22 protein-coding genes are annotated in these 22,846 nt (G+C 74.2%); 7 read left to right on the top strand and 15 right to left on the bottom strand.

Annotation, left to right across the window (positions count from 1 at the left end; translation table 11 throughout):
* Window positions 1-459 precede the first annotated feature (459 nt).
* From J7W19_RS21320 to J7W19_RS21295, 7 genes are all read right to left on the bottom strand, one after another.
* Window positions 460-2,115: a dipeptide ABC transporter ATP-binding protein gene (locus J7W19_RS21320; RefSeq protein ID WP_004937385.1), complete on the bottom strand. Its 1,656-nt coding sequence runs from the start codon at window positions 2,113-2,115 to the stop codon at window positions 460-462.
* Complete coding sequence (locus J7W19_RS21315; RefSeq protein WP_004937384.1) at window positions 2,112-3,101, bottom strand: ABC transporter permease; 990 nt, start codon at window positions 3,099-3,101, stop codon at window positions 2,112-2,114. The genes J7W19_RS21320 and J7W19_RS21315 overlap by 4 nt, the downstream gene beginning before the upstream one ends.
* Window positions 3,098-4,156 (bottom strand): ABC transporter permease, encoded by a 1,059-nt coding sequence (locus J7W19_RS21310; protein ID WP_004937382.1) that lies wholly within the window; start codon window positions 4,154-4,156, stop codon window positions 3,098-3,100. Before J7W19_RS21310 ends, J7W19_RS21315 begins: the two co-directional genes overlap by 4 nt.
* Complete coding sequence (locus J7W19_RS21305) at window positions 4,153-5,868, bottom strand: ABC transporter substrate-binding protein (RefSeq protein ID WP_004937380.1); 1,716 nt, start codon at window positions 5,866-5,868, stop codon at window positions 4,153-4,155. The genes J7W19_RS21310 and J7W19_RS21305 overlap by 4 nt, the downstream gene beginning before the upstream one ends.
* Window positions 5,869-6,038: 170 nt before the next feature.
* Complete coding sequence (locus J7W19_RS33685) at window positions 6,039-6,131, bottom strand: Ms4533A family Cys-rich leader peptide (protein ID WP_313772143.1); 93 nt, start codon at window positions 6,129-6,131, stop codon at window positions 6,039-6,041.
* A gap of 84 nt (window positions 6,132-6,215) precedes the next feature.
* Window positions 6,216-7,073 carry a DUF3152 domain-containing protein gene (locus J7W19_RS21300; protein WP_325176064.1) on the bottom strand — a complete coding sequence of 286 codons (858 nt, stop codon included), beginning with the start codon at window positions 7,071-7,073 and terminating at the stop codon, window positions 6,216-6,218.
* A 325-nt stretch (window positions 7,074-7,398) separates the two neighbouring features.
* Window positions 7,399-8,403, bottom strand: coding sequence for an alpha/beta fold hydrolase (locus tag J7W19_RS21295; protein WP_004937375.1), 1,005 nt, complete (start codon window positions 8,401-8,403; stop codon window positions 7,399-7,401).
* 199 nt (window positions 8,404-8,602) lie between these two features.
* Between J7W19_RS21295 and J7W19_RS21290 the strand changes: the two genes are divergently transcribed.
* From J7W19_RS21290 to J7W19_RS21275, 4 genes are all read left to right on the top strand, one after another.
* The gene (locus J7W19_RS21290) at window positions 8,603-8,836 is read left to right on the top strand and encodes a hypothetical protein (protein WP_004937373.1); all 234 of its coding nucleotides are present in this window, start codon (window positions 8,603-8,605) and stop codon (window positions 8,834-8,836) included.
* Between the two features lie 295 nt (window positions 8,837-9,131).
* On the top strand, window positions 9,132-9,761 hold the full coding sequence (locus J7W19_RS21285) for a TetR/AcrR family transcriptional regulator (protein WP_040887389.1): 630 nt from the start codon (window positions 9,132-9,134) through the stop codon (window positions 9,759-9,761).
* Between the two features lie 165 nt (window positions 9,762-9,926).
* Entirely contained in the window at window positions 9,927-10,154 is a 228-nt protein-coding gene (locus J7W19_RS21280; protein ID WP_004937370.1) for a DUF3107 domain-containing protein, read from the top strand.
* A gap of 249 nt (window positions 10,155-10,403) precedes the next feature.
* Window positions 10,404-10,682 carry a hypothetical protein gene (locus J7W19_RS21275; RefSeq protein WP_004937368.1) on the top strand — a complete coding sequence of 93 codons (279 nt, stop codon included), beginning with the start codon at window positions 10,404-10,406 and terminating at the stop codon, window positions 10,680-10,682.
* Window positions 10,683-10,745: 63 nt separating this feature from the next.
* On the opposite strand, the gene J7W19_RS21270 is transcribed toward J7W19_RS21275, so the two are convergent.
* Window positions 10,746-11,492: a ferritin-like fold-containing protein gene (locus J7W19_RS21270; protein WP_004937366.1), complete on the bottom strand. Its 747-nt coding sequence runs from the start codon at window positions 11,490-11,492 to the stop codon at window positions 10,746-10,748.
* Window positions 11,493-12,043: 551 nt separating this feature from the next.
* Here J7W19_RS21270 and J7W19_RS21265 point away from each other — a divergent pair.
* Complete coding sequence (locus tag J7W19_RS21265) at window positions 12,044-15,133, top strand: DEAD/DEAH box helicase (RefSeq protein ID WP_004937364.1); 3,090 nt, start codon at window positions 12,044-12,046, stop codon at window positions 15,131-15,133.
* Window positions 15,134-15,375: 242 nt separating this feature from the next.
* Here the strand turns inward: J7W19_RS21265 and J7W19_RS21260 are convergent, their stop codons facing one another.
* Complete coding sequence (locus tag J7W19_RS21260) at window positions 15,376-16,146, bottom strand: SDR family oxidoreductase (protein WP_004945538.1); 771 nt, start codon at window positions 16,144-16,146, stop codon at window positions 15,376-15,378.
* A gap of 67 nt (window positions 16,147-16,213) precedes the next feature.
* Here J7W19_RS21260 and J7W19_RS21255 point away from each other — a divergent pair, with 67 nt between their 5' ends.
* Window positions 16,214-17,143 (top strand): alpha/beta fold hydrolase, encoded by a 930-nt coding sequence (locus J7W19_RS21255; RefSeq protein ID WP_040889940.1) that lies wholly within the window; start codon window positions 16,214-16,216, stop codon window positions 17,141-17,143.
* On the opposite strand, the gene J7W19_RS21250 is transcribed toward J7W19_RS21255, so the two are convergent.
* Both J7W19_RS21250 and J7W19_RS21245 read right to left on the bottom strand, forming a co-directional pair.
* Entirely contained in the window at window positions 17,118-17,894 is a 777-nt protein-coding gene (locus J7W19_RS21250) for a VOC family protein (RefSeq protein ID WP_040889942.1), read from the bottom strand. The two genes, J7W19_RS21255 and J7W19_RS21250, sit on opposite strands and share 26 nt — an antisense overlap.
* 198 nt (window positions 17,895-18,092) lie before the next feature.
* A complete protein-coding gene (locus tag J7W19_RS21245) occupies window positions 18,093-19,019 on the bottom strand; it encodes an NYN domain-containing protein (RefSeq protein WP_004945546.1) in 927 nt (308 codons plus the stop codon).
* 185 nt (window positions 19,020-19,204) lie between these two features.
* Between J7W19_RS21245 and J7W19_RS21240 the strand changes: the two genes are divergently transcribed.
* The gene (locus tag J7W19_RS21240) at window positions 19,205-19,357 is read left to right on the top strand and encodes a hypothetical protein (RefSeq protein ID WP_004945549.1); all 153 of its coding nucleotides are present in this window, start codon (window positions 19,205-19,207) and stop codon (window positions 19,355-19,357) included.
* Window positions 19,358-19,500: 143 nt separating this feature from the next.
* On the opposite strand, the gene J7W19_RS21235 is transcribed toward J7W19_RS21240, so the two are convergent.
* The 4 genes from J7W19_RS21235 to J7W19_RS21220 all read right to left on the bottom strand — a co-directional run bounded on the left by J7W19_RS21235 (window position 19,501) and on the right by J7W19_RS21220 (window position 22,798).
* A complete protein-coding gene (locus J7W19_RS21235) occupies window positions 19,501-20,106 on the bottom strand; it encodes a MarC family protein (protein ID WP_004945551.1) in 606 nt (201 codons plus the stop codon).
* Window positions 20,107-20,335: 229 nt separating this feature from the next.
* On the bottom strand, window positions 20,336-21,196 hold the full coding sequence (locus J7W19_RS21230; RefSeq protein WP_004945553.1) for a PHP domain-containing protein: 861 nt from the start codon (window positions 21,194-21,196) through the stop codon (window positions 20,336-20,338).
* 282 nt (window positions 21,197-21,478) lie between these two features.
* Window positions 21,479-22,120: a DUF6758 family protein gene (locus J7W19_RS21225; protein WP_004945555.1), complete on the bottom strand. Its 642-nt coding sequence runs from the start codon at window positions 22,118-22,120 to the stop codon at window positions 21,479-21,481.
* Window positions 22,121-22,198: 78 nt separating this feature from the next.
* A complete protein-coding gene (locus J7W19_RS21220; RefSeq protein ID WP_004945558.1) occupies window positions 22,199-22,798 on the bottom strand; it encodes a suppressor of fused domain protein in 600 nt (199 codons plus the stop codon).
* Window positions 22,799-22,846: the final 48 nt, after the last annotated feature.

Below are 22,846 nucleotides of genomic sequence, written 5' to 3'. Positions count from 1 at the left end.
GAGCGCACCCCCGATCCCTCAGTCGTCCGGCAGCCGGGAGCACGCTATGGGGGCGCGGAGGTGGTGCGACGGACGGTTGTCCGTCGCACCACCGGAAGGGGTGAACGGGCGTGACCTTCCTCTTTGGGGGACGTTATGGGCGCTTGGCCGGGGCGAACGGTTCTCGCCCTGGTGGGGCGGGTGGTCGCGTCCGGGGCCCCGGGCGTCCGGCAGCGCGGGGTCCGGGCCCCGAGCGTCCGGCAGCGCGAGGCCCAGGCCCCGAGCGTCCGGCAGCGCGGGTCCCCGGGGGCTGTCCTGCGGAGCTGTGCCCCTGCCCCTCCCCCAGAGGGGGGACCCCACTTCCCGTTTCTCGCAGGGGCTGCGCCCCCGCGCGCCCCCGCTTCGTCGCGGCTGCGCCGCTCGGCATCAAACGCAGGCCACGCTGAGATCGGCCACTGCTCCCCGCGCCGCTCGGCGGCCTCAAACGCCGGCCGGGCTGGTACGGGCCACCGCGTCCACCCGAGGCACCGCCGCCAGCAACCCCCGCGTGTACGGGTGTTCCGGCCGGTCGTACACGGCGTCCGCCGGGCCCTCCTCCACGATCGCCCCGTGGCGCATCACCACCAGGCGGTCGCTGACCTGCCGGACGACGGCGAGGTCGTGGGCGATGAAGACGAGGGCGATGCCCAGTTCGCGCTGCAACTCGCCCAGCAGGGCGACGACCTGCGCCTGGGTGGTGACGTCCAGCGCCGAGACCGGCTCGTCGCAGACGATCAGCCGGGGTTCCGGCGCCAGGGCCCGGGCGATGCCCACGCGCTGCCGCTGGCCGCCGCTGAACTCGTGCGGGTAGCGGTGGTAGGCGTCCGGGTCGAGGCCCACCCGGTCGAGCAGGTCCCGTACCCGGGCGACGATCCGCGCGTCCGTCAGCCGGCCGGCCGCGCGCAGCGGGTCGGCGATGGACTCGCCGATGCTGCGGCGCGGGTTGAGGGAGGAGACGGGATCCTGGAAGACCATCTGGAGTTCACTGCGGAACGGCCGCAGCGCGCGGTCGTTCAGGGCACCGATGTCCCGCCCCCGGTAGCGGATCTCGCCCGCGGTGGGGGCGAGCAGCCGGACCAGCGCCCGGCCGAGCGTCGTCTTGCCGCTGCCGGACTCGCCGACGACGCCGACGGTCTCCCCCGCCCGGACGGTCAGCGACACGTCGTCCAGGGCGGTGACGGCCCGCCGCCCGCGCCCGAACTCCTGCCGCAGCCCGACCGCTTCGAGCAGCACGGAGTCGTCCCCCGGCGGTTCCTCACGCGGCACCGGCGCACGCCGTACCTCCACGCGCGGCACGGCGTCCAGCAGGGCGCGCGTGTACGGCTCGCGCGGCGTGTCCAGGACGGTACGCACCGGCCCGTGCTCGACCGCGCGGCCGTCCTTCATCACCAGCAGCTCGTCGACGCCGCCCGCCGCCACCCCCAGGTCGTGGGTGACGAGGACGAGCCCCATGCCCGTCTCCTCGCGCAGCTCCCGCAGCAGGGCGAGGATCTGCGCCTGGACGGTGACGTCGAGGGCGGTCGTCGGCTCGTCGGCGACCAGCAGCCGGGGCCCGCAGGCCACGGCCATGGCGATCAGGGCGCGCTGCCGCTGGCCGCCGCTGAACTCGTGCGGCCGGGAGCGCGCGCGGCGGGCGGCGTCCGGGATGCCCACCCGGTCGAGCACCTCCACGGCCCGCGCCCGCGCGGCCCGTCGGGAGGCGTTCCGGTGGTGGACGCGGTAGACCTCGGCGATCTGGTCGCCGACGGCCTGGTAGGGGTCGAGGGAGGAGAGCGGGTCCTGGAAGACCATGGCGGCCGTGGCGCCGCGCAACCGCCGCAGTTCCGCCTCACCGGCCGCCGTGACGTCGTGCCCGGCGACCCGTACCGAGCCGGTGAGCCGGGCGCCCGTCCCGTGGTGCAGGCCGAGGAGCGCGTACGCGGCGGTGCTCTTGCCCGAGCCGGACTCGCCGACGATGCCGAGCGCGCCGCCGGGCGGCAGGGTGAAGGACAGCTCGTGGACGGCGCGTACGGGACCGTTCTCGGCGGGGAACTCCACGGACAGGCGGTCGACGGACACCAGTGGCGCGTCCGCGGCGGTTTCGGATCGTACGGTCATCGCAGGGCCACCCTCCGGTCGGCGACGGCGTAGAGCAGGTCGGCCGCGACGTTGGCGAGCGCGACGGCGGCGCCGGTGACCATCACCAGGCCGACGACGACCGGGAGGTCGATCGTCTTGGTGGCGTCCACCAGCAGCTTGCCGATCCCGGGCAGCCCGAACATCGCCTCGGTCAGCATGGCGTTGCCGAACATCGACCCGAAGTCGGCGGCCGTGAGCGCGATGACGGGCGCCAGCGCGCCGCGCAGCGCGTGCCGTCCGACGATCGCCCGCTCGGCGACGCCGTAGGCGCGGAAGGTGCGGACGTGGTCCTCGGCCAGCGTCTCCAGCATGGAACTCCTGGTCATCCGCGCGTACTTGGCGGCCTCCAGCAGGGCCAGCGCCAGCCAGGGCAGCAGCATGTTCCAGGCCCACTGCTCGGGGTCGTCGGTCAGCGGTACGTAGGAGGGGAACGGCAGCCACTCCAGGTAGGCGCAGAACAGCATCAGCAGCCCGAGTCCGGTGATGAAGACGGGCGTCGCGGTCCCGGCCAGCGTCAGCCAGGTCAGCAGCCGTTCGACGGCGCCACCGCGGCGGACGACGGACAGCAGCCCGGTGCCGACGCCGATCAGCAGCCACAGCACCATGGCGCCGGTGGCGAGGGACGCCGTGGCGGGCAGGCCGCGGGCGATGAGGTCGGTGACCTGCTGGTCGCTCTGGTACGACAGCCCCAGGCAGGGCGCCTCGCAGTGCAGCACACCGGAGCCGGTGGAGTAGTCGTGGCCGGTGACGATCCCCTGGAGGAAGTGCCAGTACTGGGTGTACAGCGGCGCGTCCAGGCCGAGTTGCTCCCGCACCTGCCGCACCTGCGCGGGGTCGCAGCGCGGGCCGCAGGCGAGCTGGGCGGGGTCGCCGGGCGCGAGGTAGAAGGTCGCGTAGACGACGGCGGAGAGGACGAGGAGGACGACGAACACGCCGAGGAGGCGCCGCAGGACGTAGGCGGTCACGCGGCACCGCCCGTCCGGACGTCCGCCTGGGAGCCCGTCCCGGAGCCCGTCCCGGAGCCCGTCCGGGCCGCGCGCCCGCGGCGGCCGACGCGCAGCCGGGACGCCTGGCGCGGGTCGAGCGCGCCGCGCAGCGCGTCGCCGAGCACGGTGAACGCGAAGGTGGTGACGAAGAGCATCAGAGCGGGGAGGACCACGTAGAGGGGATCGGTGCGGAACCAGGTCTGCGCGGCGGACAGCATCTGCCCCCACGAGGGGGTCGGCGGGGTGATGCCGACGCCGAGGAAGGACATGCCCGCCTCCATGATCATGTTGGCGGGAAGCAGGATCGCCGCGTAGGTGATGACGGGCGCGGCCAGCGCGGGCAGCAGTTCCCGCCGGGCGATCCGCCACTCCGACGCGCCGGTCAGCCGGGCGGCGGCGACGTGGTCGAACTTCTTCAGGGCCAGCGCCTGCGCGCGGACGACACGGGCCAGCCCGCCCCAGGCGATCAGCCCGATGACGAGGACGAGCAGCGCGGGCCGGGGGAAGCCGGCGGGGACGACGGCCGTCAGCGCGATGGCGAACACCAGCATCGGCAACGCGACCATCACGTCGGTGAGGTGGCCGAGGATGCCGTCCACGACGCGGTTGCCGAGCGCGGCCGCCAGCCCCACGGCGACGCCGACGAGGACCTGGACCAGCGTCGCGCCGACGGCGACGGCCAGCGAGACCCGGGCGCCGTAGAGGAGCCGGACGAACAGGTCGCGGCCGGTGCCGGGTTCGACGCCGAGCCAGTGGTCGGCGCTGATGCCGCCGAACGGGCCGAGCGGCACGCCGCCGCGCGCGGAGTCGACGAGGCCGTCGTGGTACGTGGTGGCGTCCTGGCCCTCCAGCGCGGCGAGCAGCGGCGCGGCGAGGGCGAGGAGGACGAGCAGGGCCAGCACGGCGGCGGCCGGCAGCGCGGCCCGGTGGGCGCGCAGCCGTCGCCAGACCCGGCGGGCGCCGGTGACGGTACGAGCCGGGTCGCCCGGGGCGGTGGCCCCGGGCGGCGCGGCGGCGGTGAGGAGCTCCGTCACTTGACCGCGACCTGGGAGGTGTCGAGGACGCCGGTCCAGTCGCTGATGACGACGTTCTTCACGTCCTTGCCGTAGAGGCGCTTGTAGACGGGGTGGAACAGCGGGACGGTGAGGGCCCGTTCGCCGATCGTCCGGTCCAGGGCGCCCCAGCGCGCGGCGGCGGCGGAGTGGTCCGTGATCTTGTTGATGGCGTCGATCTCGTCGTTGACCTTGGCGTCGTCCAGGCGGCCGGAGTTGAAGTTGTAGCCGTCCTTGACGATCTGCCGGCCGTCGAAGACCGGCGCGAGGAACGGGCCGCCGGACGGCCAGTCCGCTCCCCAGTGGCCGAGGAAGAGGGCCGGCTGCTTGTCGACGTTGTGCGTGCGGTCCTCGTAGTCGTTGTCCTCCAGGCCCTCCAGCTTGACCTTGATGCCGGCCTTGCCCAGGGCCTCCTGGACGGCGGTGGCGATCTCCGGGCCGCTGTCGCCGCCCTGGGCGGTGGAGTGGGTGAGGGTGATCTCCAGCCCGTCCGCGTGCCCGGCCTCCTTCAGGAGGGCCTTGGCCTTCTCGGGATCGCCGGTGGCGCCGGCCGGGAAGGGGTCGCTCGGGGTGTACCCGAACGCCTTCTGGTTCGGCAGGAAGGTGGTGGCCGGCTCGGCAAGCGAGGAGCCGCCGACCGCGTTGATCACGCTCGTCCGGTTGACGGCGTACGCGACGGCCTGGCGCACCTTGGGGTCGTCGAAGGGCTTGGCCTCGGGGTTGAAGGCCAGGTAGTTCGTGTAGCCGAAGTGGCCGGTGCCGACGCGGCCGGCGAGTGCCTTGTCGCCGCTCACCCGGGAGAGTTCGGCCGGGCCCAGGTTGGTGTCGGTGGTGACGGCGGCGGCGTCGGCTCCCGAGCCGGTCGCCAGCCGCTGGTTGATCACCGCCGGGGCGAGCCCGGACTGGACGTCGATGGCGTCCGGGTAGGCGTGCCGCTCCTTGTCGGTGGCCTCCGACCAGTGGGGGTTGCGCTCCAGCCGCATCCGCTGGCCGTCGTTGATGTTGCTGACGACCTTGTACGGGCCGGAGGAGACCGGGTGTTCGGCGTACTTGGTGCCGGTGTCCTTGGCCTTGGGGACGGGCGCGAACTGGGTGGAGGTGGCCAGGTAGGGGAAGTCGCCCTCGGACTTGCGGAGGTGGAAGACGATCGTCTTGGCGTCGGGCGTCTCGATGGAGTCGAGGCCCTTCTTCTCCTTGTAGGGGCCCTGGTAGTGGTCCCCGCCGACCAGCCAGTCACGCAAGTAGGGCCCGCCGCCGGAGAGTTCGGCGGCGAACGAGCGCTCGACGCCGTACTTGACGTCGGCGCTGGTGATCGGCGTGCCGTCCTCGTACGTGAGCCCGTCCTTCAGCGTGAACGTCCACACCTTGGCGTCGTCGCTGGGCCTGCCGGTGTCGGTGGCGAGGTCGGGGACGACCTTGGTGCCCTCGGCGCCGCCGGCCCGGTGGCGGGTGGTGAGGGTGCGGAAGACGAGGGACGGGATGTTGCCACCGCCGGAGGTGTAGAGCCGGGCCGGGTCGAACTGCTTCTGCGGCTGCCGGTTGAGGACGGTGAGCGTGCCGCCCTTGCCCGGCGCGCCGTCGGAGCCCCCGGCCTCGTCCTTCTTCTCGGGACCGCAGGCCGCCGCCCCGGTGACGACGGCTACGACGAGGGCGGCCACGGCGACGCGGCGGCGGGGTACGGAGGATGGACGCATGGCAGACGGGCCTTTCACGGGGGCGCTCGAAAAGGGGTGCGGAGGGGGGATCCAGGACCGGAGGCACCCGTGGAAGGCGGTGGGAAAAGGCGCACGGCGCCGCGGAACCGCCCCCGGCGGGCGCGACGCGGCCTGCGTCGCGCGGAGTGCGCGGGGTGAGGGGGACGGTGTCAGCGACAGCTGATGTCGGCGACCGCGTGCACGGCCACACCGATCAGCGCCAGCTCGAAGGCGGCGCTCGCGGAGGTGTGGTGGTGCGGCATGCGCAGAAGACTGGACGAACTTTCGAGTGACGGCAAAGCCGTCTCACAGGCAGAGACGGAACGTCCCGAATGCCGAGAAGATGATCACTTGGGGAACGGCCAGGCGTTCGGCTTGCAGGTCACCCCGTCCGTGGTGAGGAACTTGGTCTGCTGCATCATCACCGGCGCCGGGGCGCCCGCCTTGCCGCAGGACTCGTGGTTGTGGCCGAGGCGGTGGCCGACCTCGTGGTTGATGAGCATCTGCCGGTACTCGTACATCCGGTCGCCATAGGTCTCGGCGCCCTGCGCCCACCGGTAGGCGTTGATCATCACGCGGTCGGTGGCCGCGGAGTCGCAGGAGACGTTGTCCACGGTGATGTCCAGGTCCGACTTGGCACACCACTTCGCGGTGGTCGCCGGGCTGGCCAGGGTCACCACGAAGTCCGCGCGGCCCGAGGAGACCCGCTCGAAGGTGCGGGTGCCGCCGTGGCCCCAGCTGCGGTCGTCGTTGAGGGTCCGGTGCACGGCGGTGGCGAAGAGCCCGCCGTCAAGCGGCAGCCCCTTCTCGACGTCAACGCGGTAACGAAGAACTTCACCCTTACCGGGGGCTTTGTCGTGCCCTCCGACGGTCATGAATTCACCCGAGGCCGGCATCCGCTGGTCCAGGGGGTACTTCTTCGCCATCTTCTGCTCGTACGTCACCGGCGCAGCGGGGGGCCGGGGCGTCGGCCGGCTGTCGGACCGCGAGGCGGCGCCCGCGCCGTTCCGCGCGTCCGGGGTCTGCGCCTGCGCCCGGCTCTCCGTACCGTCCTCGACCTGTCCGGCCACGAAGACGGCCAGCACGGCCGTCACCACCGCCGCGGCCACTCCGGTGACCGCGCGGCCTCTGCCGCCGGCGGCCCGGTGCGCGCCGCCGCCGGGCGCGTCCCCGCGCCCGCCGCTCCCCCGGCGCGGCTCCGGCACCCGCGCCGCCTTCGGCCGCGCGCCGCCCGTCCGGGACCGCCCGGCCGGACGAGAGGCACCCGAAGCACCCGCGGAACCCGAGGCGCCCGACGAACCCGAGGTCCCCGACCGGCCGCCCTGCCGCCCGATGACCCCCCAGCCGATGGCCGGACCCCGCGGCGCGGACCGCACGACGGGCTCCGGCCGACCGGACGGCCCGTCGTCCTCCCCGCCGAGGGGCCGCTCGGCGGTCCGGACGGCCTCCCGGGCGCCGGGGACCTCCGGCGCCTCCTCCGTACGCCCCCCGGAGGTGGCCTGAGGGGCCTGGGGGGCACGTGCGCTGTGTTTACCCACGGGGCGTGGCGCTCCGTTCCGACGTCGTGAGGGTGTCCGCCAGGAGTTCGCGGAAGGCACGGGCCACCGCGTCCGGATCCTCCATCATCGCCACATGGCCGGTGCCCAGCAGCGTCAGCAGCCGCGAGTCGCGGAACGCCTTGCTCGCCCGGCGGGCCATGCGGTACGAGACGAGCCGGTCGCTCGTTCCGTACACCAGCAGGGTAGGGGCAAGGACGCGCTCGGCCTGACGCCACAGCGAATGCTGCCCGCCGAGGGTGTACGCGTCCACGACGCCGCGGGTCGAGCACGCCATCACGTCCCAGAAGTAGGGGAGCTCCAGCCGGCGCTCGAACTCCTCGACCGCCATGGCGAACCCCTCCGGCGACACCCGCCCGGGGTCCCCGTAGCAGAGGGCGAGGAGGCCGCGCGTGCGGTCCTCGGCCGTCCAGTCCCTGGTCAGGCGGGCGAAGAGGGAGACAGCGCCCGGCACGGCCAGCAGCCCGGTGGGCAGCGCGGTGCGCTGCGGGCGCAGCTCCGGCAGGGCGGGGGAGACGAGCGTCAGGGTGCGGACGAGGTCGGGGCGGACCGCCGCGACGCGGGTGACGATCGCGCCGCCCAGCGAGTTGCCGAACAGGTGCACCGGGCCGCGGGCGGCGGCGTCGAGGTAGCGGATGACCACCCGGGCGCAGGCCGTGACCGAGTGGTCGCCGTCGTCCGGGGGCGGCGAGTCGCCGAAGCCGGGGAGGTCGAGCGCCTCGCCGTCGACGGCGTCCGCGAGCAGGGCCATCAGCGGGGACCAGTTCCGCGAGGAGCCGCCGAGGCCGTGCACGAAGAGGGCGGGTGGCGGAGCCGGCCCGTCCGAGACGGCGGGCGGCCGGGAGCGCACCGTCAGCGTCGCTCCGGGCAGGGTCACCGTGCGCAGCCGCTCCCCCGCGCCGAACGGCGGAAGGGGCGAGGGCGGCACCACGGGAACGGCGGGGGCACCCGGTGCCACCGGCGACTCGGTCTCCGACATGCGGGCAATGTTACGAGAGCATCACGCCGGAATCGTCTGTGGCAGCCGTCACAGGATCGCCTGGCGGCGGACAGCCGCGTCTCCTACGCTCGGAAGAAGGGACTTGCGACGGCTCCCACGGGAAGGAGTTCCGGTACGCCGGCGAAGGCCGGGCCCCGGGCGGACCGCCCGGAGGACGAGGACGAAGGAGACCTTCCGCATGCCTGTCGACCCGACGAACCCGGACACCTTCGAGGACTTCGACGACACCGAAGCGGCGGTGGCGACCGAGATCGGCGTCGAGGCCCCGGAGGCGGACGCCGCCGAGCAGCACGCCGACCTCGCCCCGGCGCGCGACGAGCCGCTGACCGCGATCGACCCGGGCACCGCGAACGAGGCGGACCGCGCGGAGCAGGCCCGCGTCGTGGAGCTGGACGAGGACGACTACCGGTGAACCGAGGACGGCCGCCGGGGCGCTCCGGACCGGCGCGCTTCGTACCGGTACGCCTCGGACGGGCGCGCCCCGGACCGGCGCGTGCGCGAGCGGCGCGCGAGGCCCCGCCGGGCGCCGTCCGCGCCGTGAGACGGCCGCGCGCCACCGCCGCAACGCACGATTTGTCGGACATTTGTGGGCTTCCCACAGCGTCCGTCTGGTGAAATTCTCCCCTCCGGCCACGCACGGCGCGGTTACCCAAAAGTACGATGGCGGGCGCGGTGCACACCGTGCAGGAACAACCATGGGAGGCGGCGTGACAGCCATCGAGCAGACCGAGGCGCGCCCGCGAGGCACGCGCCTGCCGCGCCGAGCCCGACGCAACCAGCTCCTGGGCGCCGCCCAGGAGGTCTTCGTGGCCCAGGGCTACCACGCCGCGGCCATGGACGACATCGCCGAGCGCGCGGGCGTCAGCAAGCCGGTGCTCTACCAGCACTTCCCCGGCAAGCTGGACCTCTACCTGGCCCTGCTGGACCAGCACTGCGACAACCTGCTCCAGGCGGTGCGCACGGCGCTGGCGTCGACGTCCGACAACAAGCAGCGGGTGGCGGCCACCATGGACGCCTACTTCGCCTACGTCGAGGACGAGGGCGGCGCCTTCCGGCTGGTCTTCGAGTCCGACCTCACCAACGAGCCCGCGGTGCGCGAGCGCGTCGACCGGGTCTCGCTGGCCTGCGCCGAGGCCATCAGCGAGGTCATCGCCGAGGACACCGGCCTCGCCAAGGAGGAGGCCATGCTGCTGGCCGTCGGCCTCGGCGGCGTCTCCCAGGTGGTGGCCCGCTACTGGCTCTCCAGCGGCAGCACGGTCCCGCGCGGCACCGCGGTCCAGCTGCTGACCTCGCTGGCGTGGCGCGGCATCGCCGGTTTCCCGAAGAACGAGCACTGACCTCCGCGTCGCCGCCGGGGCGCGTGTTCGCTGCCAGCGTGCGGGCGCGGGCCCGGCGCGCCCCCGTGCCGGGCTAATGTGTGGACCGTACGGCGCGGCGCGTCCGCGCACCCCTCCCCTGGGGCTACGCCGTGGGGGACGCACACCTTCGGAGGGACAGTAGCCGTGGAGGTCAAGATCGGCGTGCAGCACGCGCCCCGCGAGATCGTTCTGGAGAGCGGTCAGTCCGCCGAGGAGGTCGAGCGCGCGGTGGCCGACGCGCTGGCCGGGAAGGCACAGCTGCTCAGCCTGACGGACGAGCACGGCCGCAAGGTCCTGGTCCCGTCCGACCGGCTGGCCTACGTGGAGATCGGCCAGCCCGCCACCCGGCGGGTCGGCTTCACCACCATCTGATTCACCAGGCGCGGGCGGGGTCCCGGTGCGCGGGCACCGGGGTCCCGCCCGTCGTCGTACCCGGCCGCCCTGCGGGGCGGTCAGCGTGTCGGGAACCGCCCCGCGCGCTCCGGGGGAGAACCATGGGAGTCGCTCCCGGGAGCACCACGGGAGATCCGCCCCGAGGGTTGCCGCGGGCGGCCCCGGGGTAGGACCGCTACGACCGATTTGCACCTGCCGCCCACCGGTGGCACGGGAGGGGTAACGACGATGATCCTCTGGGAAGCGCTCGGCTCGGTCCTCATCGGCCTCGCCGTCTCCCTCGGGGCCCTGCGCTGGCTGCCCGCCCGCTTCGGGCGGTTCCGCTCCCGCACCCTGACGCTGGGCACCGGGCCGGTGGCCGGCCTGTTCGGCGGGCTGCTGGCCCGCTCGGTGCTGGGCCCCGGTCACGTCCTCGCGACGCTCGCGGCCTCGCTCGTGGTGGCGGTCGCGCTGCTGTCCCTGCTGCTGCGTCCCGCCGGGCCGCCCCGCCGGTCAGCCACGGCCTGAGCCGGGCCGCCGGACGGAGCCCCCGGTGTCACGGGACGGTGTGCCGTGTGCCGACCGCCTCGCCTACGCGGCCAGCCCCAGCGCGGCCATCCGCTTGGTGTGCGCCTCGGTGATCCGGGAGAACATCTTCCCGACCTCCGCGAGGTCGAAGCCGTCGGCCACCCCGCCGACCAGCATCGTCGACAGGGCGTCACGGTCGGCGACGACCCGCTGCGCCTGCGACAGCGCCTCCCCCATCAGCCGCCGGGCCCACAGCGCCAGCCGGCCGCCGACCCGCGGTTCGGCCTCGATCGCGGCGCGCACCTTCTCGACCGCGAACGTGGCGTGCCCGGTGTCGTCCAGGACGGTCAGCACCAGCGCCCGGGTGTCGGAGTCCAGCCGGGCCGCGACCTCCCGGTAGAAGTCGCTGGCGATCGAGTCGCCCACGTACGCCTTGACCAGGCCCTCCAGCCAGTCGGAGGGGGCCGTCTGGCCGTGGAACTCGTCCAGCGCGGCGGCGAACGGCTCCATCGCCGCGGTCGGCTCGACGTCGATCGCCGCGAGCCGGTCGCGCAGCCGCTGGAAGTGCTGGAACTCGGCGGCGGCCATCTTGGCCAGCTCCGCCTTGTCACCCAGCGTCGGCGCCAGCTTGGCGTCCTCCGCCAGCCGCTCGAAGGCGGCCAGCTCGCCGTAGGCGAGCGCCCCGAGCAGGTCCACGACCGCGGCCCGGTAACGGGGGTCGGCGGATGCCTGGGCCCAGTCCTGGGCGGCGATTCCGGTGAGTTCCTCGGCGGGGCCCATGGCCGCCGCTGCCTTGTCGGACGTCTCCATGAACGGAACCTTAGCCCGCTCCGCCGGAGACGGAAGCCCCTGGTCAGCCAGGCGTCCACGAGGTCAGGGACGAATGGCCCGGGCGCGTATGCGCGGTTCCGGGGTAGAGTGCTATACGGCCCGCCGAGTACGCCGAGCATGGCGTGCGTTCGACTGGCCGTCTCCATGCAGGTTCCTCCGGGAGTGAGTCCTCGGAGCGCCAGCGGATGCCCGGTCGGTGGCCCGATCGGCTTCCACCCGACCGACCGCCCTCCACGCGGTGCGAACGAGTCGTCCGCACACCAGGAGGGATCCGCTCGCAGCACGTGTGCTCGCGCGAAGGCAGTGGTCCCGCGCCATCCGGCTCCCCGCCGGAACGAGTACGACGGCGCGGTACGTACGGACTCCTCGTACGACCCCCTTCGCCGCCGCGTGCCGCGTCTCACAGAAGAGGCAGCACCCTGAATACCCCGGACACCCAGAAGACCACGTTCCGAGAACTCGGGATCCTCCCCGAGACCGCCGAGGCGCTCGACGCCGTCGGCATCCTCCACCCCTTCCCGATCCAGGAGATGACGCTCCCGGTCGCCCTCTCCGGCTCCGACGTCATCGGCCAGGCCAAGACCGGCACGGGCAAGACCCTCGGTTTCGGCCTCCCCCTGCTGGAGCGCGTCGTCGTCCCCGCCGACGTCGAGGCGGGCCGGGCCAAGCCCGAGCAGCTGACCGACGCCCCGCAGGCCCTCGTCGTCGTCCCCACCCGTGAGCTCTGCCAGCAGGTCACCAACGACCTGCTCACCGCCGGCAAGGTGCGCAATGTGCGCGTCCAGGCGATCTACGGCGGCCGGGCGTACGAGCCGCAGGTCGAGGCGCTCAAGGCCGGCTGCGACGTCGTCGTCGGCACCCCCGGGCGGCTCCTCGACCTCGCCGGCCAGAAGAAGCTGAGCCTGGCGCACGTCAAGGCGCTGGTGCTGGACGAGGCCGACGAGATGCTCGACCTGGGCTTCCTGCCCGACGTCGAGCGCATCATCACCATGCTGCCGGCCAAGCGGCAGACCATGCTCTTCTCGGCGACCATGCCGGGCGCGGTCATCTCGCTGGCCCGCCGCTACATGTCGCAGCCCACGCACATCCGCGCCACCTCGCCGGACGACGACGGCCGCCAGACGCACGCCAACATCGCGCAGCACGTCTTCCGCGCCCACAACATGGACAAGCCGGAGATGGTCGCCCGCATCCTCCAGGCGGAGGGCCGCGACCGCGCGATGATCTTCTGCCGGACGAAGCGGACCGCCGCCGACATCTCCGAGCAGCTCACCCGCCGCGGCTTCGCCGCCGGCGCGGTCCACGGCGACCTCGGCCAGGGCGCCCGCGAGCAGGCGCTGCGCGCGTTCCGCAACGGCAAGGTCGACGTGCTGGTCTGCACCGACGTCGCCGCGCGCGGCATCGACGTCGACAACGTCACGCACGTCGTCAACTACCAGACGCCCGAGGACGAGAAGACCTACCTGCACCGCGTCGGCCGCACCGGCCGCGCGGGCAAGTCCGGTACGGCCGTGACGCTGGTCGACTGGGACGACGTCCCGCGCTGGAAGCTCATCAACAAGGCGCTCGAGCTGCCCTTCGACGAGCCGGAGGAGACGTACTCCACCTCCGCGCACCTCTACGAGGCGCTGGGCATCCCCGCCGGCACCAAGGGCATCCTGCCGCGTTCGCAGCGGACCCTGGCCGGTCTGGAGGCCGAGGAGATCGAGGACCTCGGCGAGACGGGCGGCCGCGGGGCGGGCCGGGGCCGCGGCTCCAAGGACGCCCGGGGCGACCGCGACGGCCGGGACGGCCGTGGCTCCCGCGGTGACCGTGGTGACCGTGGCGAGCGGGAGGCCGCCGACGAGCGCGCCGAGCGCACCCGTACGCCGCGCCAGCGCCGCCGGACACGCTCGGGCGCGGCGGTGGAGGCCGCGGCGACGGCCACCGCGCCGACTTTCGTCGCCCCGGAGGCCGCAGAGGCCGCAGAGGCGGCCGTGCCGGAGAGCCCCGTTTCCGTGACGGCTCCGGCCACGACGGCTCCCGAGACGCCCGCGCGTCCGCGCCGCCGTCGCCGTACGCGCGGCGCGGCCCCGGCGGCGGCGTCGGCGGCCCAGGCCGCTCCGGCCGCCGCTCCGGCCGCCGCAACGGCCCCGGTGGCTCCCGTGGAGAACCGGCAGGCCGCGGCGGAGACTCCGGCGGCCACCAAGACGGCTCCGGCGGCTCCCGCGGTCGAGACGGCTTCTGTGGCCAAGGCGTCCACCGCGACGGTTTCCAAGGCATCCGTGGCCACGGCTCCGGCCCCCGAGCCGGAGGCCCCGGCCCGGCCGCGCCGCCGTACCCGGTCCGCCGCGCCCCGGCAGGAGGGCACGTCGCTGCCGTCGCAGGCCGTGTCCGCGGGGGCCGGCCGTACCGCGCGTCCGCGTTACGCGGCACCGGCCACGGCCGTGCCGGAAGGCGAGTTCGAGACCGTCGAGACCGCCCTGCTGCGCGTCCAGGCGGCCGCTCGGGCCGCCGCCGAGGCGAAGGCCAAGGCCAAGGCCGCGGTTTCCGCCGCGCCGGTCGAGGTGCCGGCGGCCACGGCTCCGGCGCGCCAGGAGCGTGCCGCGGAGCAGGCCCCGGCCGCCGGCACGGAGGCCGCTCCCGCGAAGCGGGCCCGGCGGATCGTCACCCGCACGGTCACCTCCCTCGGCGCGGACGCCGCCCCGGCGGCGGAGCCGGTCGCCGAGCCGGTCGCCGAGGCACCGGCCGCGCCGGCCGCCCCGGCGAAGCGCACTCGACGCGTCGCCACGCGGTCCGTCACCACGCTCGGCGCGGAGGCCGCCCCGGCGGTGGAGCAGACCACCGCTCCGGCGGCACCGACCGTCGATGACGCGCCGGCCGCGCCGGCGAAGCGCACTCGACGGGTCGCCAAGCGGGCCGTCACCACCCTGGGCGCGGACGCGCCGGAGGCACCGGCCGCCGAGGCGGCCGAGGTCGCCGAAGCCGCCGCGCCGGTGAAGCGGGCCCGTCGGACCGTCAAGCGCGCGGAGGCGGCTCCGGCCGTCGAGACCGCTGAGGCCGCGGAGGCCCCTGAGGCCGCGGAGGCCCCTGAGGCCGCCGCGCCCGTGAAGCGCACGCGCCGGACCGTCAAGCGCGCCGAAGCGGCCGTCGAGACCGCTGAGGCCGCGGAGACCGCTGAGGCCGCCGCGCCCGTGAAGCGCACGCGCGTCGCCAAGAAGACCGCCGCCGTACCGGCGGAGGACGAGGCGGCGGCCGCACCCGTCAAGCGGACGCGCAAGCGTGCGGTGAAGGCCGTCGACACCGCGGCCGCCGAGCCGGAGCAGACCGCCGCGGCGGAGGAGCCGGCCAAGCCGAAGCGGACGCGGACGGCGAAGAAGGCCGCTGCCGCGCCGGTCGTCGAAGGCGAGGCCGGAGCGGAGGCCAAGCCGAAGCGGGCTCGCGCCACCAAGAAGGCTGCCGCGGCGCCGGTCGCGGAGGCCGAGACCGAGGCCGAGGCCAAGCCGAAGCGGACGCGGACGGCCAGGAAGGCTGTCGCCGCTCCCGCGGCGGAGGGTGAGGCCGAGGTGAAGCCGAAGCGGACCCGCACGACCAAGAAGGCCGCCGCCGTGGCGGTGTCCGAGGCGGAGGTCGTGGGCTAAGGGGTTCGCCCCGGACCCTCCCCCAGAGGGGGCACCCCCATTCACCGTTTCTTGCGGGGGCGAGCCCCCGCACCCCCGAAGCGCCCTGCGGGCGCTGTCCTCAAACGCCGGACGGGCTGAATTCAGCCCGTCCGGCGTTTGAGGACGAGCGGCGAAGCCGCGAAAAGGGGGGGTCTGGGGGCGCAGCCCCAGGAATCGGCGAAGGGGCGGGACCGGGGCACAGCCCGCCGCAGGCGCGCTCGCTACGCCGCCAGCCCCCCGTCCACCGCCACCGACGCCCCCGTCACGTACCCGGCCGAAGGCGCCGCCAGGTGGGCGACCGTCGCCGCGACCTCCTCCGGCCGCGCGTACCTGCCAAGAGCCGTCGCCCCCGCCTGCGCCTCGGCGAACGGCCCGTCCGCCGGATTCATGTCGGTGTCGACAGGACCGGGGTGGACGATGTTGACGGTGACCCCGGCAGGGCCGAGCTCCCTGGCCAGGGACTTGGTGAGCCCGATGAGAGCCGCCTTGCTGGTGGCGTAGAGCGTGCCGCCGGGGAACGGCACGTGCTGTGTCATACAGCTTCCGATCATGATGACGCGCCCACCCGCGCCGAGGTGCCGGACGGCCGCCTGGGTGGCCAGGTAGACCCCGCGGACGTTCACGGACAGGACCCGGTCGACGTCCTCCTCGGTCAGCTCGCCGATCGGGCCGAGAGCGCCCACGCCCGCGTTGTTGACGAGGACGTCGAGCCGTCCGAACTCCGAGACGACCGCGTCCACCGCGCCGCGTACCGCCGTGGCGTCCGCCGCGTCGGCGCGGAGGGCGAGGGCGCGTCGGCCGAGTGCCTTCACGTCGGCGACGACGTCGGCCGCGGCCCGCTCGTCGGACAGGTAGGTCAAGGCGACGTCCGCGCCGCCCGCCGCCAGCCGGAGGACGACGGCGCGGCCGATGCCCCTGCCGCCGCCGGTGACGAGGACGGCCTGGCCGTCGAACTCGCCGGGAACGACTGCGTTGTTCACTGTGTTCTGCATGGTTCGATCTTCTTCGTCCAAGATGCCCGGGACCGGCGGCCATCGGACGTCGCATTAGCCTCGGACCATGAGCAGGCCACCGTTCCTCACCTTGCCCCCCGGTGCCCGCGCGTACCGGCTCGCCACCGCGCGCGGGGAGTTCGCCGTCCACGACGCCCGGCCGGCGGGCACGCACCGCGGAACGGTGCTGCTGGTGCCGGGGTTCACGGGGAGCAAGGAGGACTTCATCGCGCTGCTGGAGCCCCTCGCCGAGGGCGGGTTGCGGGCCGTCGCGGTGGACGGGCGGGGGCAGTTCGAGTCTCCCGGGCCCGACGACGCGTCGGCCTACGGGCGGGAGGAGCTGGCGCTCGACGTGCTGGCGCAGGCCGCCGCGCTCGGCGACGGCCCGGTGCATCTGCTCGGCCACTCCCTCGGCGGGCTGATCGTCCGGGCGGCCGCGCTCCGCGACCCGCGCCCGTTCCGTTCGCTCACGCTGATGAGCAGCGGCCGGGGGCCGGTCTCCGCCGGGCAGCAGGAGCGCACCCGGCTGCTGATCCACGCTCTCGAGGGGCTGGGGATGAGCATGGAGGAGGTGTGGCGGGAGATGCGGCGGCTCGACGCCGAGCAGGGCGGCGATCCGGAGGAGAGCATCCTGCCGACGGAGCACGGCGCTTTCCTGCACCGCCGCTGGCTGGCCACCCACCCCGTCCAACTGACCACGACCGCACGGCAGTTGATGGAGGAGCCGGACCGGGTCGCGGAGCTGGCCCGGCTGCCGCTCCCGCTGTGCGTGGTCTCCGGCGCGGAGGACTACGCCTGGCCGGTGCCGGAGCTGGACGCCATGGCGGAGGAGCTGTCCGCGCGGCGTGTGCGGATCGCGGGCGCGGGGCACTCGCCGAACGCGGAGGAGCCGGGGGCCACGGCCGCCCGGCTCCTGGAGTTCTGGTCCTCCCTCTCGCCCACTTCCGCGTCGGCGACCGCCCCATCAGCGGTCAGCAGCCCCGAGCCGCCTCGGTGACCGTGAAGATGCCGCCCTCCGGGTCGCAGAGGGTCGCCTCGGGCCCGACCCGGGAGACGCCCGGCTCCGCGACGACCGAGCCGCCGGCCGCCTGGGCGGCGGCGACGGCCTTCTCCACGTTGTCCACCCGGAAGTAGACGTGCCAGCGCGGCCGGACCTTCGGGTCGGGGGCCGCCTCGACGGCGCCGCCGCGCAGGCAGGCCACCGTCTGGCCGGCCACCCGGATCATCACCACGTCGTCCTCGTAGCGCACGTCCGTCTCCTGGCTGTCCCACTGGAAGACGCCGCCGTAGAAGAGGGCGGCGTCGAAACAGTCGCGGGTGCGCAGCTCCAGCCAGGCGGGGGCGGCGCCGCTGCCGATGCTCCAGTCGCGCAGGACCCGCCCTTCCCAGAAGCCGAAGACGGCGCCGTCCGGGTCGGCGGCCAGCACGGCCCGGCCGCCGCCGAAGGCGAGCGGGCCGACGGCGACGGTGCCGCCGCGCTCGCGGACCCGCGCGGCGGCCGTGTCCGCGTCGTCCACGGCGAAGTAGCTGCTCCAGTGGACGGCGACGCCCATCCGGCGGGCGACGTTGCCCAGCCCGGCGACCGGCCGGCCGCCGGAGAGCGCCACGCAGAAGTCCTCGCCCAGCGAACCCTGCCGGAAGGTCCAGCCGAGCACCGCGCCGTAGAACCGCTGCGCCGCGCCGAGGTCGCCGGTCAACAGGCTCACCCAGCAGGGCGTCCCCGGCCCCGCGCGCTCGGAAGCCGACATGGCCGATCGCCTCGTTTCTCTTGTCCGGTACTCCAGCGGTGACGGGCGGCCGGCGCGCGTCGGGCCGCGACCCACCCGTAGCAAGGGTTCCACTCGGTCCTCCGGTGCGCATTCCGGCACGCGCGTCCCACGCGCAGTTCTTCCCCCCGGCGTATGCCCCCGTTCCGTCACTCCATCCCCGTCCGCTTCATCCGTGCCTCAGAACCTCATCTGGAGGTGGTCCCAGAAGCCGTCGCGCAGCGCCCGGCGCAGGTCCGCGTGGCCGCGGAGGGACAGGCCGAGCAGCGCCTCCGCGGCCACCAGCAGCTCCTGGTCGACGGCGCCGGGAAGGTAGGGGTGGCCGGGGAGGAGCTCGGCCAGGGCGTCCGGCCCCCGCGCGCCGAGCCACTCGGAGGCAACCCGGGCGCCGACGAACCGCACCTCGTCGCGGTCCGGGACCGTCCCCCGGTGCGCCGGGGCCTCGACGGGCGGCTCGGGGGCGGTCCGCCGGGTCACATAGGGCTCGCAGAAGTCCCGGTCGAAGGTGCGCCGGCTGTCGACCTCCCAGAGCAGCGGGTCCGCCTGGTTGCGTCCGCCCGGGGCCTCGATGCCCCAGAGGTGGACGCGGGCGCCGTATCCCTGCGCGGCCTCGACGGCGGAGACCAGGTCCTCGTCGCCGCCGACGAGCACGGCGTCGCTGATCGCGCGGTGCCGGGCCAGGGTCTCCAGGTCGGTGCGGATCAGGGAGTCGACGCCCTTCTGCTGGTTGTGGGCGTTGAGGTTGCCGAGCCGGACCTTGACGTCGGGGAGCTCGGCGATGGCCTGCTGCTCGGTGGTGTGGATGCGGCGGCGGGCGCCGTCGTACCAGTAGACGCGCAGCAGCCGGCTGTCCGGGAAGATCGTCCGCGCCTTGTCGATGAACGCCTCGATCAGGCCCTCGGCGTCGAGCTCGATGGCGCGCCGGTCCTCGCTGCCGACGACGAGGCGGCCGGCGGCGGCGTAGGCGTAGCCGGCGTCGACGAAGACGGCGTGGGTGGCGGGGGTGGTGGCGACCTCGGCGAGGACGCGGGTGAGCAGTTCGTTGGTGCGCTCGATACCGGCGACGACCTCGGTCAGGCCGGGCGCTTCGGGGCGTTCTTCGGTCATGTGGGGGGCTCGCTCGCTCTAAAGCACTACCGGTCGGTAATTAGTCATGATAAAAATTTCTTTAGCGTAGGGAATGTTTGCAGACAGCACCTCGTTGGACAGTTTCGGAACGCGCCGCAGAGTGGCGGCGCCGCTTCCTGTTCTCGCAAGTTCTCCTCAGGAGGATCAGACGAAGGGAGAAGCCTGTGCGCTTCGAGATCATGCGCCTGGACGACGTCGACGGCACCGCCCTCGACAGCACCGTCGTGGACGCCGCCTCCGTCAACCGGATCGTGCAGCAGGCCGCCTCGATCGGCCAGCGCATCTACATCCGCCCGGCCGACACCGCGACCCGGTGACAGGCTGAAGAGTACGCACGTCCGGCAGCCGCCGGACGCGGAACGCCCCCGCACGGACCGTCCGTACGGGGGCGCTTCGCGTTCACAGGGGCGTACTCCGGCCGCCCGCGCGGGGGTTCACGGGAGGGGGGCCGCCGGGTCGGTCACCAGTTGTGGATCACCTGGGAGACGCCGTTGATGATCTGCTGCACGGCGAGCGCGGAGAGCATCATGCCCGCGAGCCGGGTGACGAGCACCACACCGCCGTCCTTGATCACCTTGATGATCAGCAGCGAGTAGCGCATCACCAGCCACAGCACCACGTGCATGGCGGCGATGGCGGTCCACACCGAGACCTGGGCGGCGAACGAGTCGGCGTGCTGCACGGCGAGGATCACCGAGACGATCGCACCGGGCCCGGCCAGCAGCGGCATGCCCAGCGGCACCAGCGCGACGTTGACGTCCTTGGTCTGCGTGGGCTCCTCCGACTTCCCGGTGAGCAGGTCGAGCGCGATGAGCAGCAGGAGCAGACCGCCCGCGATCATCAGGGCCGGGGTGGTGATGTGCAGGTAGTCCAGGATCTGCTGGCCGCAGAGGCCGAAGACGGTGATGACGCCGAAGGCCACCGCCGCCGCCTGCCAGGCCATCCGGCGCTGGACCTTGGCGGGCCGGCCCGAGGACAGGGCGAGGAAGATCGGCGTGATCCCGGGCGGATCCATGATCACGAACAGGGTGAGGAAGAGCGAGCCGAAGACAGCGAAGTCGAACACAGTGAGGGCCTTGCGGTGTGGTGCCGGTCGGAGGGAACAGGGCGACGCGCGGGCGGCCGTCGCGGGGGGCGGAAGGGGGTCGTCGCAGAAGCGAAGGGGACGAAAGGGCGGCGCGTGGAAGGGAGGATGGTGGCGCGCCGACGTCGTACGGCGCACGGATGCGCGCGGAAGCCCGGGCGCCGTCAGGAGCGCCCGGCCCGCGCGGAGGGCCTTCCGGGGTGGTGTGGGCTCAGCCGCCCGCGCCCGGGACGGGGAACGCGCCCGTCGCGCGGCGCGTGATCTCGCCGTAGATCTCGGGATCGGTGGTGAACTCGCCGAGTTCACAGGTCTTGTTGCGGCCGTGGTAGTCGCTGGAACCCGTGGGCAGCAGGGAGAGGTCGGCGGCGAGGCCGCGCAGCCGGGCGCGGGTGGGGGCGTCGTGGTCCATGTGGTCGACCTCGATGCCGTCGAGTCCGGCCGCGGCCAGCTCGGCTATCGCGTCCTCGGGGACGCAGACGCCCCGCTTGACGGCCATCGGGTGGGCGAGGACGGTGACCCCGCCGGCGGCCTTGACCAGGCGGACCGCGTCGAACGGGTCGAACTCGTGCTTGTCCGCGTAGGCGCGCCCGCCGTTGCCGATCCACTCGGGCGTGAACGCGTCCGAGACGGTGTCGATCACCCCGAGCTCGACCATGGCCGTCGCCACGTGCGGCCGTCCGACGGCGCCCTGGGCCAGTTCGGCGACCCGCTCCCAGGTGATCGGCACGCCGAGTTCGCGCAGCCGGGCCACCATGGCGCGGGCGCGGGGCTCGCGCCCGTCGCGGACCAGCTCGCGCGCGGCGGCGAACTCCGGCTCCGCCGGGTCGAAGAGGTACGCCAGCATGTGCACCCCGACGCCGTCGGCGCCGCCGAGGCGGCAGGAGAGCTCCGCGCCGGTGACGAGGGTGAGGCCCGGCGGGAGCGCCGCGATGGCCTCCGCGTGCCCGCCGACGCCGTCGTGGTCGGTCAGCGCGACGACGTCCAGACCCGCCGCGACGGCGTTGCGCACCAGCTCGGCGGGGGTGTCCGTACCGTCGGAGGCCGTCGAGTGGGTGTGCAGGTCGATGCGCACGACTCGGGCCTCCCAGCGAACGGACGAGAACTGAACGGAGCGAACCGGTCAGCATCAAGCTACGGACGGAACCGGTTCAGGATAACGGGCGTCCGCTCACCCACCGGCCGGTCCGATCCGGAACCCCGGGAGCGGTGGACGCGACGGTTTGTCCAGTGCGGCTCTCGGAAGGGGTGCGAATCTCGCGGAGCGAGGCCCTCGCGAACTGCGGTTCTCAGGAAGCGCGGCTCTCGAGAAGCACGGCTTTCAGGCAGCACGGCTCCCAGGGAGCGCGGCTCCCGCTCAGGGCGAGACGATCCAAGGGGAGAGCGCCCCGCAGGGCAGCAGGTCCACCTCCGCGCCGGCGTCCCGCAGGTCGGTGAGGACCAGTTCGTCGTACATCAGCAGCCCCGACCGCTCGGGCCAGACGATGGCCCACAGCCAGAGCCCGCACGCCTCGCCGGCGAAGACGGCCCGGTCGCCGGGGACGCCGGAGACGTGCCACAGGGGGGTGGGGCGGCCCGCCGCGAGGACCTTGGCGGCCGGGGGCCCGTCGACGCTCAGCCGGGTGCCGGGGTCGGGGCCGTCGATGCCGGCGTACCGGGCGCCCAGCCCGACACCCAGTTCCTCGGCGACCAGCAGCAGCTCGCCGGGGCCGCCGAGCGGGCCGGGCCCCGAGCAGGCGACGGCGGTGGCCCGGCCGCCGCTGCGGTCGTCACCGGCGCAGACGACGCCGGTGAACAGCCAGCCGACCGGCAGCGGCCAGGGCATCCAGACGGGGACCCGAGCCCGGCCGACGACGACGGCCAGCGCCTCGACGCTCGGCGGGACCACGGGTTGCAGAGGGTGCACACTGCCGTGCACTGCGCATTGCCAGGAGTCGGCGAAGAGACCGGGCGCACGCACCCGGCCACCGCACTTCGGGCAACTGGGTTCGCCCCTCATAGGTTCCAACGGTCCTCCGAGGGCGCCGTCGCGTCAAGGACGATCACCCTTCCGGAGTGCCGCCCTGCGGGGGCCGCCTCAGTCGAGCGGAACGCCCTTGCGCAGCGGGTCCCGCAGGTCCGTACCGTGCCGCAGCCAGCGCTCCTGGAGGGCCCCCGCGCCGTGGACGCGCTTCCAGGCGGCCTCGTTGGGCGTCATGGGCAGCAGCGGGAGGAAGCGGACGGGGTCCATCGGCTCGTCGAGCGCCAGGTCCGCGACCAGTCCGCCGGGCTCGCCGACGAGGACGGCGGTGAAGGGGGCGCCCGGCCACAGCGGCCCGCCGGTGTCCAGGGACGCGCCCGGGGCCACGACCAGGCCCTCCACCTGCGGGGAGGCGGCGAGGACGGCGAGCGGGCGGAGCACCTTGTCGGTGTCGGCGCGGCCGGGGCGGACGGTGAGGAGCAGCTCGGCGCGCGGCCCGCGCACCGGATCGGCGAGCGGGGACGTCGGGTCGGCCATGGGCTGGGCGGACATGCCGAGGGTGGCGTACCGGACGGCGTCGGCGCCGTCGGCGGCCGGGACCGGGAAGCGGAGGACCTCGATGCGGTCGGCGCCGAGGAAGGTCACCGCGGCGCGGGCGTCCGGTTCCCCGAAGGCGGAGCGGAGTCCGGCCTCGACCCGGGCGAGAACGTCTGACATGCGCCGAGCATAGAACGCGTATCGAACAGGCAAAGCGGGGGCTTGACG

Origin of the sequence: Streptomyces mobaraensis NBRC 13819 = DSM 40847 (genome assembly GCF_017916255.1) — a bacterium.
Taxonomy (GTDB): Bacteria; Actinomycetota; Actinomycetes; order Streptomycetales; family Streptomycetaceae; genus Streptomyces; species Streptomyces mobaraensis.
This window is presented reverse-complemented; position numbering and strand designations above follow the sequence as displayed.

Excerpts from the sequence above, each read along its gene's own strand:
- J7W19_RS21305 (WP_004937380.1), bottom strand. The coding sequence starts at position 5,868 with ATGCGTCCATCCTCCGTACCCCGCCGCCGCGTCGCCGTGGCCGCCCTC.
- J7W19_RS21250 (WP_040889942.1), bottom strand. The coding sequence starts at position 17,894 with ATGTCGGCTTCCGAGCGCGCGGGGCCGGGGACGCCCTGCTGGGTGAGC.
- J7W19_RS21275 (WP_004937368.1), top strand. The coding sequence starts at position 10,404 with ATGATCCTCTGGGAAGCGCTCGGCTCGGTCCTCATCGGCCTCGCCGTC.
- J7W19_RS21255 (WP_040889940.1), top strand. The coding sequence starts at position 16,214 with ATGAGCAGGCCACCGTTCCTCACCTTGCCCCCCGGTGCCCGCGCGTAC.
- J7W19_RS21290 (WP_004937373.1), top strand. The coding sequence starts at position 8,603 with ATGCCTGTCGACCCGACGAACCCGGACACCTTCGAGGACTTCGACGAC.
- J7W19_RS21270 (WP_004937366.1), bottom strand. The coding sequence starts at position 11,492 with ATGGAGACGTCCGACAAGGCAGCGGCGGCCATGGGCCCCGCCGAGGAA.
- J7W19_RS21295 (WP_004937375.1), bottom strand. The coding sequence starts at position 8,403 with ATGTCGGAGACCGAGTCGCCGGTGGCACCGGGTGCCCCCGCCGTTCCC.
- J7W19_RS21225 (WP_004945555.1), bottom strand. The coding sequence starts at position 22,120 with ATGAGGGGCGAACCCAGTTGCCCGAAGTGCGGTGGCCGGGTGCGTGCG.
- J7W19_RS21245 (WP_004945546.1), bottom strand. The coding sequence starts at position 19,019 with ATGACCGAAGAACGCCCCGAAGCGCCCGGCCTGACCGAGGTCGTCGCC.
- J7W19_RS33685 (WP_313772143.1), bottom strand. The coding sequence starts at position 6,131 with ATGCCGCACCACCACACCTCCGCGAGCGCCGCCTTCGAGCTGGCGCTG.
- J7W19_RS21260 (WP_004945538.1), bottom strand. The coding sequence starts at position 16,146 with ATGCAGAACACAGTGAACAACGCAGTCGTTCCCGGCGAGTTCGACGGC.
- J7W19_RS21265 (WP_004937364.1), top strand. The coding sequence starts at position 12,044 with ATGACGCTCCCGGTCGCCCTCTCCGGCTCCGACGTCATCGGCCAGGCC.
- J7W19_RS21220 (WP_004945558.1), bottom strand. The coding sequence starts at position 22,798 with ATGTCAGACGTTCTCGCCCGGGTCGAGGCCGGACTCCGCTCCGCCTTC.
- J7W19_RS21320 (WP_004937385.1), bottom strand. The coding sequence starts at position 2,115 with ATGACCGTACGATCCGAAACCGCCGCGGACGCGCCACTGGTGTCCGTC.